The organism is Cellulophaga tyrosinoxydans (assembly GCF_900176415.1).
Lineage (GTDB): Bacteria > Bacteroidota > Bacteroidia > Flavobacteriales > Flavobacteriaceae > Cellulophaga > Cellulophaga tyrosinoxydans.
The window spans coordinates 653,703-668,373 of sequence record NZ_FWXO01000001.1 but is presented as its reverse complement, the minus strand read 5'-3'; the positions used below and the strand labels follow the sequence as shown (position 1 = coordinate 668,373).

At 33.8% G+C, this 14,671-nt stretch carries 12 protein-coding genes; 5 read left to right on the top strand and 7 right to left on the bottom strand.

The genetic code is table 11. The annotated features are described in order from the left end of the window. Positions 1–87: 87 nt before the first annotated feature. A complete protein-coding gene (locus tag B8963_RS03040; protein WP_159447270.1) occupies positions 88–471 on the bottom strand; it encodes a carboxypeptidase-like regulatory domain-containing protein in 384 nt (127 codons plus the stop codon). Between the two features lie 165 nt (positions 472–636). On the opposite strand from B8963_RS03040, the gene dgt reads away from it, so the two are divergent. Beyond that, positions 637–1,980, top strand: a complete 1,344-nt coding sequence (dgt, locus tag B8963_RS03035) for a dGTP triphosphohydrolase (protein WP_084060703.1) — start codon at positions 637–639, stop codon at positions 1,978–1,980. A gap of 8 nt (positions 1,981–1,988) precedes the next feature. On the opposite strand, the gene B8963_RS03030 is transcribed toward dgt, so the two are convergent. Continuing rightward, positions 1,989–3,095, bottom strand: a complete 1,107-nt coding sequence (locus B8963_RS03030) for a DUF3078 domain-containing protein (RefSeq protein WP_084059920.1) — start codon at positions 3,093–3,095, stop codon at positions 1,989–1,991. Continuing rightward, positions 3,085–4,863: a 1-deoxy-D-xylulose-5-phosphate synthase gene (locus tag B8963_RS03025; RefSeq protein WP_084059919.1), complete on the bottom strand. Its 1,779-nt coding sequence runs from the start codon at positions 4,861–4,863 to the stop codon at positions 3,085–3,087. Before B8963_RS03025 ends, B8963_RS03030 begins: the two co-directional genes overlap by 11 nt. Positions 4,864–5,004: 141 nt before the next feature. On the opposite strand from B8963_RS03025, the gene B8963_RS03020 reads away from it, so the two are divergent. After that, positions 5,005–5,454: a nucleoside deaminase gene (locus tag B8963_RS03020; RefSeq protein WP_084059918.1), complete on the top strand. Its 450-nt coding sequence runs from the start codon at positions 5,005–5,007 to the stop codon at positions 5,452–5,454. 80 nt (positions 5,455–5,534) lie between these two features. Here the strand turns inward: B8963_RS03020 and B8963_RS03015 are convergent, their stop codons facing one another. The 4 genes from B8963_RS03015 to aspS all read right to left on the bottom strand — a co-directional run bounded on the left by B8963_RS03015 (position 5,535) and on the right by aspS (position 9,670). Continuing rightward, positions 5,535–5,729, bottom strand: coding sequence for a cold-shock protein (locus B8963_RS03015; protein WP_084059917.1), 195 nt, complete (start codon positions 5,727–5,729; stop codon positions 5,535–5,537). 87 nt (positions 5,730–5,816) lie between these two features. After that, positions 5,817–6,074, bottom strand: a complete 258-nt coding sequence (locus tag B8963_RS03010; protein ID WP_084059916.1) for a hypothetical protein — start codon at positions 6,072–6,074, stop codon at positions 5,817–5,819. Positions 6,075–6,085: 11 nt separating this feature from the next. Beyond that, positions 6,086–7,879, bottom strand: coding sequence for a chloride channel protein (locus tag B8963_RS03005; RefSeq protein ID WP_084059915.1), 1,794 nt, complete (start codon positions 7,877–7,879; stop codon positions 6,086–6,088). Positions 7,880–7,915: 36 nt separating this feature from the next. Beyond that, complete coding sequence (gene aspS / locus B8963_RS03000; RefSeq protein ID WP_084059914.1) at positions 7,916–9,670, bottom strand: aspartate--tRNA ligase; 1,755 nt, start codon at positions 9,668–9,670, stop codon at positions 7,916–7,918. Between the two features lie 165 nt (positions 9,671–9,835). Between aspS and B8963_RS02995 the strand changes: the two genes are divergently transcribed. From B8963_RS02995 to B8963_RS02985, 3 genes are all read left to right on the top strand, one after another. Continuing rightward, on the top strand, positions 9,836–12,808 hold the full coding sequence (locus tag B8963_RS02995; protein ID WP_234989600.1) for a SusC/RagA family TonB-linked outer membrane protein: 2,973 nt from the start codon (positions 9,836–9,838) through the stop codon (positions 12,806–12,808). An 18-nt stretch (positions 12,809–12,826) separates the two neighbouring features. After that, positions 12,827–14,134, top strand: a complete 1,308-nt coding sequence (locus B8963_RS02990) for a RagB/SusD family nutrient uptake outer membrane protein (protein WP_084059912.1) — start codon at positions 12,827–12,829, stop codon at positions 14,132–14,134. Positions 14,135–14,323: 189 nt separating this feature from the next. Beyond that, the gene (locus tag B8963_RS02985) at positions 14,324–14,671 is read left to right on the top strand and encodes a toxin-antitoxin system YwqK family antitoxin (RefSeq protein ID WP_084059911.1); all 348 of its coding nucleotides are present in this window, start codon (positions 14,324–14,326) and stop codon (positions 14,669–14,671) included.

Here is a 14,671-nt window from a genome sequence, read left to right as displayed (position 1 = left end):
AAAAATAATACACAAACATGCTAATCAAGAATATTTTTTTAGAACAAAATAGTGTAGCTAAGAAGCTAAGAAATTTGGTAGATTTTCTTACTTAGACTTGTTGCTTTGCATTTTTTCTGCAACAGCAACATCTGCAACAGGAATAGTGTTGTAATCTAATTTTTTAGATTTTAAAGCACCATTAACTAAGGTTACTTCATTATTCTTTACCAATACAGGCACTTCTAAAGAATCATATCCTAAAAAACTAAAAACTAAAGTGTATTCTCCTGATTCAATATCTTTTAACTCAAAATTGCCATGAAAATTGGTTTGAGCTATTTTTGAAGTATTTTTTATTTGGACAGAAGCAAATAATAAGGGTTCATTGCTCAACTCTAAATCCGAAACGTTACCAGTAATAGCGCCTTTGTTTTGTGAAAATGCATTTGCGAAAACAAAAAGCATAGATATTAAAAGTAATTTTTTCATCAACAGTTTCATTAATTTTATTAACGGTACAAAATAAGTGTATGAATGTAAATCTAATGTTATGCACAAGTTAAAAATACATGATTATTTAACAGTTGAATTAGCCACTATTTAGACTTTTAAATGGATGCAAAAAATGTATCTTGCATAAAAATTAGAGCAGATATGAACTGGGAGCAGTTACTTTCGTTAAAACGACAAGGAGATACGCATAAAAGATTACGAATAGAACAGGATGAAACTCGTTTGGGTTTTGAGGTAGATTATGATCGTATTATTTTTTCATCTGCATTTAGAAGCTTACAAGATAAAACCCAAGTTATTCCGCTCTCTAAAACCGATTTTGTTCACACAAGGCTTACGCACAGTTTAGAAGTTTCGGTTGTGGGTAGAAGTCTAGGTAGAATAGCAGGAAAAAAAATTTTGGAAAAACATCCATATTTAAAAGAAGTACACGGTTATCAAATAAATGATTTTGGTGCCATAGTAGCTGCTGCTGCATTGTCACACGATATTGGTAATCCACCTTTTGGTCATAGCGGAGAAAAAGCAATAGGAGAGTTTTTTAAGACGGGAAAAGGGCAAAAGTACAAAGCAACACTTTCAGAAAAAGAGTATCAAGATATTATAGATTTTGAAGGTAATGCAAATGGTTTTCGTTTGTTAACAGCCTCAAAAGAAGGTGTTGAAGGCGGTCTGCGATTAAGTTATGGAACATTAGGTGCTTTTATGAAATACCCTAAAGAGTCGCTACCTAAAAAACCATCAACACATATAGCAGATAAGAAATTTGGATTTTTTCAATCTGACAAAAATAGTTTTCAAGAAGTGGCTGGTGAACTTGGTTTAGTGCAAACTAGAACTGGTGAAGATATTGGCTTTTCAAGGCATCCATTAACTTTTTTGGTTGAAGCAGCAGATGATATTTGCTATACGATTATTGATTTTGAAGACGGTATTAATCTGGGATTGATTTCGGAAGATTACGCTTTGGAATACTTAATTAAATTGGTAAAAGATACCATCAACACAAAAAAGTATAACGCTATGATACATATGGAGGATCGTTTGAGTTATTTAAGGGCTCTGGCTATAAATACTTTAATAACGGATGCTGTAAAAGTATTTTTGGATAACGAAGACGCTATTTTAAAAGGAGATTTTAATACTTCATTACTAGATAAAAGTAAGTATCAAGCGCAAATTGCTGATATCATCAAAATCAGTGTTGAGAAAATATACCAATCTCACGAAGTGATAGAAAAAGAAATAGCAGGCTATAAGATTATTTCAGATATTTTAGAGGTGTTTACTACTGCATTGATGAATAAAAAAGTGGGAAAAGCATCGAATTATGATTTGCTTTTATTGCAAATATTACCAAAACATTATGGAGAAACGGCTATTTCTGACTACGCTATTTTATTAAATACATGCTGTTTCGTGGCTAGTTTATCAGACAGTGCGGCAGTGCATATTCATAATAAAATAATGGGTAAACAATTATAGTTATTGGCTTAAAAGTCAAAGGCGATACCAATTCCTAAAATTTGTTTAAACTGTATTTTAGGAATGCCGTTTGTAGTGACAACGCCATTGGCATCAACCACTTCGTCAAACAAGATATCATCATCAAAAATAACTTGTGTGCCTATGTTAGTTTTAATGTACTTATTTACAATAAGCTTAAAATTAAGCTCCCAATCCACATCAATATTTCCAAAACTTTGTAAATAATCAGTATACAAACTTAATCGGTGATTCATAATTACATTTTTCATAATTTCTTTCTCCCAAGTGTTTGTAACTAAAAACCCTAGTTCAATATATACATTTTTCCCTTCTTCTAATATAGTGCCATCAGTGTCTTTTACCGCTTTTTCTACTCCAAAGGCACCTGCATTTGCTAAATCTTGATCTAAAACGAAAGTAGCTTTTTGAGTTAATGGCGATATGTATAAATTAAATTTTTTGCCTTCAGGAATGTATGACGCTCCACCACCTATAAATAAATAGCCAGGAGCCATAAATGTCGAGATTGGATTTTCGGTATTTGGATATTTAAATCCGTCATTAAACTGAGTATTAAAATTAGTTTTCACAGAGTAGTACCAATTGGTTATAGTGTCTTTTCTATAGCCAAAAGTGGAACTAAAACGAATAACATCTTCGGTTTTTCGGAGTTTTCTGCCTTCTTGAGCATTTAATCCGTAGCGCATTTCAAGGTCACTATTCCATTGTATATATCGAAATTTGTAGTTTCTAACAAATTTTGAATATGCTAATCCTGATACCGCATTATCACCACCAGCATTCCAATTTATAAATGCTACTTCGTTTAAGTTTAGACCTATTTTGTTTTCAATGTCCCAAAATGAAGGAATTCTGAAACTGTGGAATTTGTTTTTTAGTGGTTTTGTTTTTTTAAAAGAAACAACTGGGTTGGTTAAATTGGCTCCCCTTGGTATGTTTTTTATTCTGTTTTGAATAGTTCTTATTACTATGGTATCTACAATAACAGTATCTATTTCTTGATTGGTTGGGATACTATCTTGGGCAAAGGCTGTAACGCTTAGAAAAAAAAGAACAGCACCCAATACTAATTTTGTTTTATTAAAATGCATTGATAAGGTTGTTTATTTTTGATTTTAATGATAAATGGTCAATTTTACTAATTTTATGTAGTTCTTCGGTTGTTCCATGTTCTATAAAAACATCTTCTATGCCCAATATGGATATTGGTATTTGAGATTCTATTTCATTGGCGAATTCTAAAATAGCACTGCCGAATCCTCCAATTTTACAGCCATCTTCTATGGTTAGAATATACTCGTATGAATTAAATATTTTCACTAATTGTTTTTTATCTAAAGGCTTTATAAATCGCATATTATAATGACCAATTTTATCTTTCTCCGCAATTTCGCTGATAACATTGGAAACCATATTACTAATATGACCGATGGAAAGCACCGCAATTTTCGTTCCACTTTTCAATTCTTCTGAGGAACCAATTTCTATTTTTTTAAATGGTAGTTTCCATTCTTTAAGCACTCCTTTGCCTCTTGGGTAGCGAATAGCGATAGGATTTTTTAAACCTAACTGCGCGGTGTAAAGGATATTTCTTAACTCAATTTCATTCATTGGTGCAAATAAAATTAAATTGGGAACACAACGTAAATAGGCAATATCATAAACACCATGATGCGTAGCACCATCTTGACCAACTAACCCAGCTCTATCTAAACAAAAAATTACTGGTAAATTTTGAATAGCCACATCATGAATTACTTGGTCATAAGCTCTTTGTAAAAAGGTAGAATATATGTTGCAGAAAGGAATTAGGCCTTCAGTAGCCATACCTGCTGCTAAAGTTACGGCATGTTGCTCTGCAATACCTACATCAAATGCACGTTCAGGAATTTCTTCCATCATAAATTTAAGCGAACTACCCGTGGGCATAGCGGGAGTTATGCCAATGATATTTTTGTTTTTACGTGCTAATTCTACTATGGTTTCACCAAAAACATCTTGATATTTAGCGGGTTCAGAAATATTTGATTTAGGTAATAAGTCTCCCGTTTTTTTGTTAAATTTTCCCGGAGCGTGGTAAGTAACCTGGTTTTCCTCTGCCTGTTGTAACCCTTTTCCTTTTGTCGTTATGATGTGTAATAGTTTAGGCCCTTTCCTTGTCTTTAAAGTCTGAAAAGTTTCCAACAGTAATTCAATATCATGACCATCAATAGGACCTGAATAGTCAAAGTTTAAACACTCGAAAATATTTTCTTCTTTTGCGGTACCTTTTTTAACGTTGGTAAGGTATTTTTTTAAAGCGCCAACGCTTGGATCGATACCTATAGCATTATCATTTAAAATAATCAATACATTGGCATTTGTTGCCCCTGCGTGATTTAATGCCTCAAAGGCCATTCCACTGGCAATTGATGCATCGCCAATTACTGCTATATGTTGCTTTTCTTCTTCGCCTTTTAATTGCGAAGCCATTGCCATCCCTAAAATTGCAGAAATAGAGGTAGAGCTGTGGCCTGTTCCAAAAGCATCGTATTTGCTCTCTTGCATTTTAGGAAACCCGCTAATGCCGCCTAATTGCCTATTAGTCTCAAAAATTTCTTTTCGTCCAGTAAGTATTTTGTGCCCATATGCTTGGTGTCCTACATCCCAAATAAGTTTGTCATAAGGTGTATTAAAAGCATAATGCAAAGCTATGGTAAGTTCTACAACACCCAAACTAGCGCCTAAATGTCCTTCTTTTGTTGCAACAATATCTATAATAAAATCGCGTAACTCTTGTGCAAGTTTAGGCAACTGCTCTAATGGGAGCTTTTTTAGATCCTTTGGAGAATTAATATCTGCTAATAGTATATCTGCCATAACTATAAATATCTGCAAAAGTACTTATTTTGACCTAGTTTTTTCAAATACAAGGAGTAAGGTTTAAAAGTAAAAATCACTTTTAAATTTTATTAATAAATCAATTAGGGTTTTGAGGCTATCTTTTAATATTTTTGGAAAATGATTTTACCATACGACGACACTTATTTTATGAAAAAGGCCTTGCAAGAAGCCGAAATTGCTTTTGAAAAAGGAGAAGTGCCTGTCGGTGCTGTTATTGTAATTCAAGATAGAATTATTGCCAGAGCACATAATTTAACAGAGCAACTTAATGACGTAACTGCGCATGCAGAAATGCAAGCGATAACAGCCGCAGCTAATTTTCTGGGCGGAAAATATTTAAAAGATTGTACACTCTACGTTACTTTAGAGCCTTGCCAAATGTGCGCTGGTGCTCTATATTGGAGTCAAATATCTAAAATCGTATATGCTGCAAAAGATCCGGAGCGTGGCTGTGGCGTAATGGGTACAACGTTACATCCTAAAACTGTAATTAATCGAGGCGTTTTAGAAGCTGAAGCTTCGGAATTATTAAAACGATTTTTTATCCAAAAACGTAATTTAAACTAGCGGTATAGTTAAAAAAAAAGCAACCCTCTCCATTAGCTGGGGGGTTGCTTTTAAAATATTATGGAATAAATTGTATATAACTAGCCTATAACTTTCACTTGTGCGGCAACTATACCTTTTCTGCCTTCTTCTTCTGCATATTCTACTTTGTCGCCTTCGTTTAGTTCTGTTCCGTTTAATGATGTTGCGTGAACGAAAATGTCTTTTCCTGTAGTGTCGTTGGTAATGAATCCGTAGCCTTTAGATACATTATAAAATTTTACTGTTCCGGTCATTTGAATAAAAATTAAAGTAATTAGTATTACAAATGTATAATTTTTTGCTTATTTCTTAATAAATAGCAGAAAAAAAAGCAATACACCTTACTGGTTATCAGTCTTTTCGGGTTTCTTGCCTTGCATTTTCATTATATTTTCTTCATTGAGCATGTAGTCTTTTAGTTTTTTTCCTTTACTCTCTTTTATTAAAAAAAGAGGCATGGCCAAAAGAAAAATGCCTGCAGTTCCAAAACCAATACATTTATTGGCAAAAGCTAATTGTTCTTCTTTTATAGTAAAGCCGTAGATTATTGAAATAACTGATGCTATAAGTATAATGGTTATAAAATATTTTAATTTCATGTGGGTACAATTTACTTTGTAAAATTTATTAATCTTCTTCGGTAAGCAGTTAGTAATTTAGATTTGGAAATAAAGCCAACGTATATTCCGTTTTTAATAACGGGCAAGTTCCAAGCGCCACTATCCTGAAATTTACGCATAATTTCGGTCATTTTATCCTTATCAAACTCAATTATATCTGGTGGTGTATGCATTACATCGCTTACCAATACCTCGTTATATAAACTTTGGTTAAACATGATGGCTCGGATATCATCTAATAAAATAATACCCAAAAGTGTTTTATCATCAGGGTCCACCACAGGAAAGATATTTCTATTAGATTTTACCACTGCATTATGTACCATATCGCCTAAGGTCATTTTTGGATGTACAATTGCAAAATTATCTTCTATAACCTTATCAATATCCATTAAGGTTAAAACGGCATGATCTTTATCGTGGGTGATTAGTTCTCCTCGTCTACCTAATTCCATATTATATACCGAATGTGGATGAACATATTTTGTAATGGAATAGGCAATTGCAGCAGTTATCATTAAGGGAATAAATAACTCATACCCTCCGGTAACTTCTGCAATTAAGAAAATAGCCGTTAAAGGGGCGTGAAGTACACCCGCCATTAAACCAGCCATACCAACTAGGGTGAAATTACTTTCAGAGACTTTAGTTCCAAAAACACCAATATTATTTATGATTTTAGCAACTATATTCCCCATTATACTGCCCATAAAAAGGGTAGGTGCAAAAATCCCTCCAACACCACCGGCTCCAAAAGTTAATGCACTTGCAATAATTTTAAACAATACTAATCCGGTTAATAAAATAATAACCATCCAAACATTGGTTAAATCTAGCTCAAGAATATTATTGGTTAATACTTTTTCTGGATTTCCTTGAACTAAACTGTTTATTACATCAAAACCTTCACCATACAATGGTGGAATTAGGTATACCAGAATTCCTATGCTAATTCCGCCAATGAAAAGGCGTTTTATCGGGGAACTTATTCTATCGAAAAGCTTCTGTACTCTTTCATAAACCTCAGTAAAATAAATAGAAGTTAAGCCTGCAAACAATCCAAGAATAACAAAAAATGGAACGTCACTAATTTTAAACGTGTCTTCTATTTTAAATGGAAGCAATATATCATCTCCAAAGAAAAAATAAGACGTAATTACAGCAGATATTGATGCCAATAATAGAGGGAGCATAGAGGCAATGGTAAGATCCAGACTAAATACTTCGATGGCAAATATGATTGCGGCAATTGGAGCTTTAAATATAGAAGACATTGCTCCAGCAGCTGCACAACCAATTAATAAATTTCGATTGTTCTGATTCATATGAAACATTCGCGAAATATTGGAACTTATTGCTGCTCCTGTTGCAACGGTTGGGCCTTCTAGTCCAACAGAACCACCAAAACCAACAGTAATTGGAGCGGTTAAAAGAGACCCAAACATTTGATATTTTCGCATGATACCCTTGTGCTTAGATATTGCATACAGGGTAGAAGGTATGCCATGGCTCAGTTTATGTCGGATGACATATTTAATAACTAGATAAACCAATATTAAGCCAATAATAGGAAATGCAAAGTAGAAGGCCTGATGGTAATATTTTACCAAATTTCCTTCTAATAAATGCTGAAAAAAGTGTGTTAAGTTTTTTAATATTAGGGCAGCAACACCAGAGGTAAAACCTACTAGAATGCTCAGAATATAAATGAATTTACGCTCTGAAATATGCTTAACTCTCCAAATAAGAAATTTTGTAAACCAAGATTTTTTAGATGCTGCCATATTAAAAAGAATCCCGAAATAGTTCGGGATTATAATTTACGCTTTTAAATCTAGTTTTAGATGTAATTCTTTTAATTGCTCGTTGTCTATAAAAGCAGGAGCATCAATCATAACATCTCTTCCACTATTGTTTTTGGGGAAGGCTATAAAATCTCGAATGGTTTCTTGTCCTCCTATAATAGAAACTAGTCTGTCTAGTCCAAAAGCTAATCCACCATGTGGTGGCGCACCAAATTGGAAAGCATCCATTAAGAATCCAAATTGTGCTTTGGCTTCTTCAGGGGTAAAACCTAAATGTTTAAACATTGTAGCTTGCATTTCTTTATCATGAATACGGATAGATCCACCACCAATTTCGTTTCCGTTTAAAACTAAGTCGTAGGCATTTGCTTTTACCGCTCCAGGATCTGTATCTAACATTTCTAGTTGTCCTGGTTTAGGTGAAGTAAATGGATGGTGCATGGCATGGTAATTTCCAGTTTCTTCATCTAACTCAAGCAAAGGAAAATCTATTACCCATAAAGGTGCAAATTCTTCAGGATTTCTTAATCCTAAACGTTGTGCTAACTCCATTCGTAATGCACTTAGTTGTGATCTTGTTTTATTAGCATCGCCAGATAATACACAGATTAAATCTCCTGGTTTAGCATTAGTTACTTCTGCCCATTTTGCTAAATCCGCTTCATCATAAAATTTATCTACAGATGATTTGTAAGTACCATCTTCATTAAAGCGAACATAAACCATTCCTTTAGCACCAATTTGTGGTCTTCTTACCCAATCTACTAAAGCGTCAATTTCTTTTCTTGTGTATGCTGCTCCGCCTGGAACGGCTATTCCTACAACAAGTTCTGCATCGTTAAAAATGGAAAAATCTTTATGTTGCGCAATAGCATTTAATTCGCCAAACTCCATTCCAAATCTAATGTCTGGTTTATCGTTTCCATATTTGCGCATAGCATCATCATAGGTCATTCTTGGAAAATTCTCTATGTTGATTCCTTTAATTTCTTTTAATAGATATTTAGTTAATCCTTCAAAAACATTTAAGATATCTTCTTGTTCAACAAAGGCCATTTCGCAATCTATTTGCGTAAACTCGGGCTGTCTATCGGCGCGCAAATCTTCGTCTCTAAAACATTTTACAATCTGAAAATACTTATCCATACCGCCAACCATAAGCAATTGCTTAAAAGTTTGCGGAGATTGTGGCAAGGCATAAAATTGCCCTTCATTCATTCTACTAGGTACCACAAAATCTCTAGCACCTTCTGGTGTAGACTTAATTAAATATGGAGTTTCCACTTCAATAAAACCTTCGTTAGATAAAAACTTACGAACTTCCATTGAAACCTTATGACGGAATATTAGATTATTTTTTACGGGGTTTCTTCTAATATCAAGGTAACGATATTTCATTCTTAAATCTTCTCCACCATCAGTCTTATCCTCTATAGTAAAAGGTGGTACAAGTGCTTTATTTAGTATTGTTAGCTCCTTTACCAATAATTCTATATCACCAGTTGGCATATTTGGGTTCTTAGAAGCTCTTTCAATTACGGTGCCTTTAACTTGGATTACAAATTCGCGACCTAAAGAACGCGCCTGTTCCAATAAAGACTTAGAAGTGCGTTCTTCATCAAAAATTAATTGTGTAACTCCGTAACGATCTCTTAAATCTACCCAAATTACAAATCCTTTGTCTCTAGATTTTTGTACCCAACCTGATAATGTTACTTCTTGATTGTTGTGAGATGCTCTTAAATCGCCACAAGTATGACTTCTGTACATGTTTAATGTGTTTAATTGGCAAATGTAATAAGTATACGCTTAAGCCTGAAAAAAATAAAACACAATATTGTAAAATTCCTTAAATGTTAATTTTTTGAATTATTTAATATAAATTTAAGAATTAGCTTAATTTAGTTTTAAATTCTTAAATAAATCTTAATGAAAATGAAACACAATTTAATTAAAAGGAGTGTCTTTTTGATCTTTATTACTATGCCTTTTGTCTTACTGGCGCAGTCAGTGGTTAAAGGTACAATTGAAGATGCAAGTTACGGAGGCCCTGTTGCTGGTGCCAACGTTATTATTAAGGGAACAACTGTTGGAGCAATTTCTGATTTCGACGGAAATTATGAAATAACTGTCGATAGTTTTCCTGCAACACTTATTTTTTCTTCGTTAGGTTATGGAACCAAAGAAGTACAAGTAACAAGCGCAGGCACAATTAATGTGTCTTTAGCAGAGGCGGCAACTGGACTAGATGAAATAGTTGTTTCAGGTTTAGCTACTTCCATTAAGAGAACAAATTTAGCAAATGCCGTTGCTACAGTTAGTGCAACAGAATTGGCTGGGACTACTCCTCCAAAAACCTTAGATGGTGCTTTGGCAGGTAAGTTTACAGGTGCAATCGTAAGCGCAAACTCAGGTGCGCCGGGTGGGGGAATGTCAATTAAATTTAGAGGTGTAACTTCTATTAATGGTAACTCTCAGCCACTTTATATTATTGATGGTGTTTATCTAGATAACAGTAGTATTTCTTCAGGAGGATTAAATGCTGTTTCACAGGCTTCTGGAGGTGGAAATGCATCTTCACAAGATAACGCAACAAACAGAATTGCGGATATCAATCCTGATGATATTCAAACAATTGAGATTTTAAAAGGAGCTTCTGCAGCTGCAATCTATGGATCACGAGGTGCTGCTGGGGTTGTAATTATCACAACAAAAAAAGGTAAATCTGGCAAAACTAAAGTCAATTTTTCACAAGGATTTGGTTTCAATGAAGCTATCAGATTACAAGGTCAAAGAGACTGGACGGCTGCTTTAGCTGAAAGTCAGTATGGTGAAGGTGCTTTATATACTGCTGCTGAAGCTGCGGGTACTTTAAGAGACTATGAGAAAGAAATATTTGGAGAAAAAGGTCTAATTTCAAACACTAGCATAAGTGCTTCTGGAGGATCAGATAAAACCACTTTCTTTACTGGTTTTTCTAGAAATGATGAAGATGGTATTGTAAAGAATACTGGATATAAGAAATCTTCATTTAGATTAAATGTTGATCATAGATTTACCGAGAATGTTAAGTTAGCTTTAAATACTAACTACATAACTTCTAATGCAGATCGTGGGTTTTTTAATAATGATAACACAGGAACTACTTTAGGTGTAGCTTTAACAGCTACAAGGCCTTGGGATTTTTTATTGCCAGATGCAAATGGTAATTACCCTGATCATCCTAATAACTCTTCTAACCCACTTCAGACGAGAGATTTAATGAAGAACAATGAAAGAGTAAACAGATTCATTGTCGGAGGATCACTGGATATAAATGTTTATCGCAATGAGAATTCTAGTTTAAAATTAGTTAGTAAAGCGGGTATTGATACCTACACTTTAGCGGCTACAGTAATTTTCCCTAAAGAACTACAATTTCAAAGACCAGATCAAGGTGGTTTAAATGGTGTATCTGCTGTTTCTACAACAACAAACAAAAATGCAAACTACTCTACCTTCTTAGTTCATGATTGGAATTTAGAAAACGATTTGTCATTCAATACGCAATTAGGAGCAACTAACGAGCAATTTTCTAGAAATACTGTTCGAGTAGTAGCAACAGATTTGATTGCATCAGAAACAAATGTTGATCAGGGAGCGAACCAAACGGTTACTCAAGATAGATTAGAACAAGAAGATTTTGGATTTTTTGTACAAGAGTCTATTAATTACCAAGATAAATTAATTGGTACAATTGGCTTAAGAGGTGATAAATCTACCAATAATGGCGATGTGAACAAATTATTCTATTACCCTAAAGCATCTTTAGCGGTGAATTTAAATAATTTTGATTTTTGGAATGAAGATAGTTTCTTAAGCAGACTTAAATTACGAGCAGCTTATGGTGAGGCAGGTACGTTTGCTGTATTTGGTTCTCTTTATACTATTTACGCTAGTACGTTAATTGATAGCAATGTAGGTATTGCTGTGCCATTAACAAGAGGTAATCCGAATATTTTACCTGAAAGACAAAAAGAGCTTGAATTAGGTTTTGATTTAGGTCTTATTGAAAATCGTTTGTCATTAGAATTTACAATGTATAAAAAGAATGTTGACGATTTATTACTTTTAGCAAACACACAACCATCATCTGGGTTTTCAACAAAATGGGAAAATGCTGGTGAGTTAGAGAATAAAGGGATTGAGATTGCATTAAATGCAAGTATAGTTCAAAATGATGATTTTGATTGGAACGCTGGTTTAAACTGGTGGAAAAATAAATCTGAAATGGTAAGAATGGATGTGCCAGCTTATAATACTGGTGGATTTGGTACTAGTTTAGGAACATTTAGAATCGAAGAAGGTAAAAGTGTTACCCAAATTGTTGGGAACAATGTAGATGGTGATTTGGTACAATTAGGAAACGCAGAACCAGATTTTCAAATGTCGCTTTCAAATAATTTAAATTACAAAGATTTTTCATTGTCTTTCTTATGGCATTGGAAAAAAGGAGGAGACAATGTTAACTTAACTAAGTTATTGTCCGATTTTGGTGGTACTAGTGCAGACTATGATGACTTCACAGTTGATCCAAATGGCCAAATTAAAAATGGAGACTATCGTATTAATAATGGTATTTTTGCAGGTAACGCTACACCATTTGTGGAAGATGCATCTTACTTAAGATTAAGAGAGATTGGACTTTATTACAGCGTGCCATCAAGTACTTTAAATCAATGGTTTGGCGAGGCAATTTCAAATGTGAAAATTGGTTTCTCAGGGAATAACTTAATCAATATTTTCGATTATAATAGTTATGATCCTGAAGTATCTAATTTTGGTGGAAATGGTTTATCTACAGGTGTTGAAGTAACACCATTCCCTTCATCAAAAAGATATATGTTTCACTTATCAGCTCAATTTTAATAACTAAAAAAATAGCAAATGAAAATTTTAAAGCAATATAGCATAATAGTTCTTTTCGTTACTGCTTTGGTAGTTACTTCATGTGAACTTGATGGAGGAGAAAGCTTAAATGGAGCGAGTACTTCATCTATTTCCGATGATCTTTCTAGAGGTGAACTTACTCAAGCATTATCAGGAGTACTTTCGGATATGAGAGTAGGATTGGCTACCCATACTGATGTGCAAAGTATTTTTGGAAGAGAATACTACTATTTTACATCATCTGACCCTAGATTTGAAGGTGACGTGGTCGTTGGTAATCTTGATAACAATACTTTTTATACCACCACACCATGGGGTGCCAGATATGCAACAATTAAGGATATTAACCTAATACTTGAAGGGTTAGCTAATACCACTGCAGATTTTTCTGCTGAGGAAATAGCAGCAACTAAAGGTGTTTTAAATACGTTAAAAGCTCATGAGCTTTTGATGTTGTCTGATAACCAAAATGATAATGGTATACGTGTTGACGTAGCGGATCCAGAAAATTTAGGAGGATTTTTAAATAGAAGTGCTGCGTTAACTGCCATTTCAGAAATTTTAGCCACTGCAGCTACTGACTTAGCGGCTGGAGGAACAGAATTACCATTTAATTTAACTTCTGGGTATGATGGCTTTGATACTCCTTCGGATTTTTTAAAATTTAATAAGGGTCTTCATGCACGAGTAGAAATGTATAGAGGAAATTCGGCAGCAGTTTTAACCTTGTTAGATGATTCATTTTTAGAATTATCTACAACAAGTATAAACAATGGTATTTACCATACATTTTCTTTGAGTGGAGCAGATTTGTCAAATCCTTTATTCATCGCGCCAAATCAAGAAGCCAACGTTAGAGTAGCGCATTCAAGTTTTGTAGCCGATGCTGAAAGTGGAGACAACAGATTAAATAAAGTTTTGTTGAGAACTACACCAAGACAAGCATCTGGTTTAGTTGGCGCATATGATGTGGCTATTTATGGCTCAAATACAGATGATGTGCCAGTAATGAGAAACGAAGAGTTAATACTTCTTTATGCCGAGGCAAACATTACTACTAGTCCGTCAACTGCAGTTTCTGCTATAAATATTATTAGATCAGCAGCTGGATTATTACCGTATGTAGGAGCAACAACCCCTGAGGCATTAACCAATGAAATTTTAAAGCAAAGAAGATATTCTTTATTTGGTGAAGCACATAGATGGGTAGATATGAGAAGATTTGGTAGATTAAGTGAATTACCTAATGATAGAGCAACAGATAACGTGCCTAGTGCTGTTCCTGTGCCAGCTAATGAAAACTAGTTTTTTAAATAATAAATACAAATAAATTAGAACTGCAGACATTTGTCTGCAGTTTTTTTATGGGTTGAAAATAAGTTGGTTAGCGTTTCAATGTAAATTTAATGTTAACTAAAAGTGATTTAAAAGTAAAATATTTGTATATTTGTTACGTTAAGGTAAATAAAGTATATAATATTAAAATATAATCCCATGAAAACTATCACCCTATTTTTAGCACTTTTTATGACCGTTGCACTGTCAGCGCAAGATAATACACCTACTTTTACTAAAGATGGGAATAAGGTAATTGCAACTTATTTTCATGCCAATGGTGAAATTGCTCAAACTGGTGAATTTTTAAAAGGAAAACTTCATGGAGAGTGGAATATGTTCGATGAAGCTGGAAAAAAGATTGCTAGTGGAGAATATTTAAATGGTAGAAAAACTGGTAAATGGTTTTTCTGGCAAGGAGAAGAATTAAAAGAAGTAGATTTTGAAGATAGTAGAATAGTTGGTGTAACTCAACGTGATTCTAAAGGAGCAGTTGTTGTAAACTAA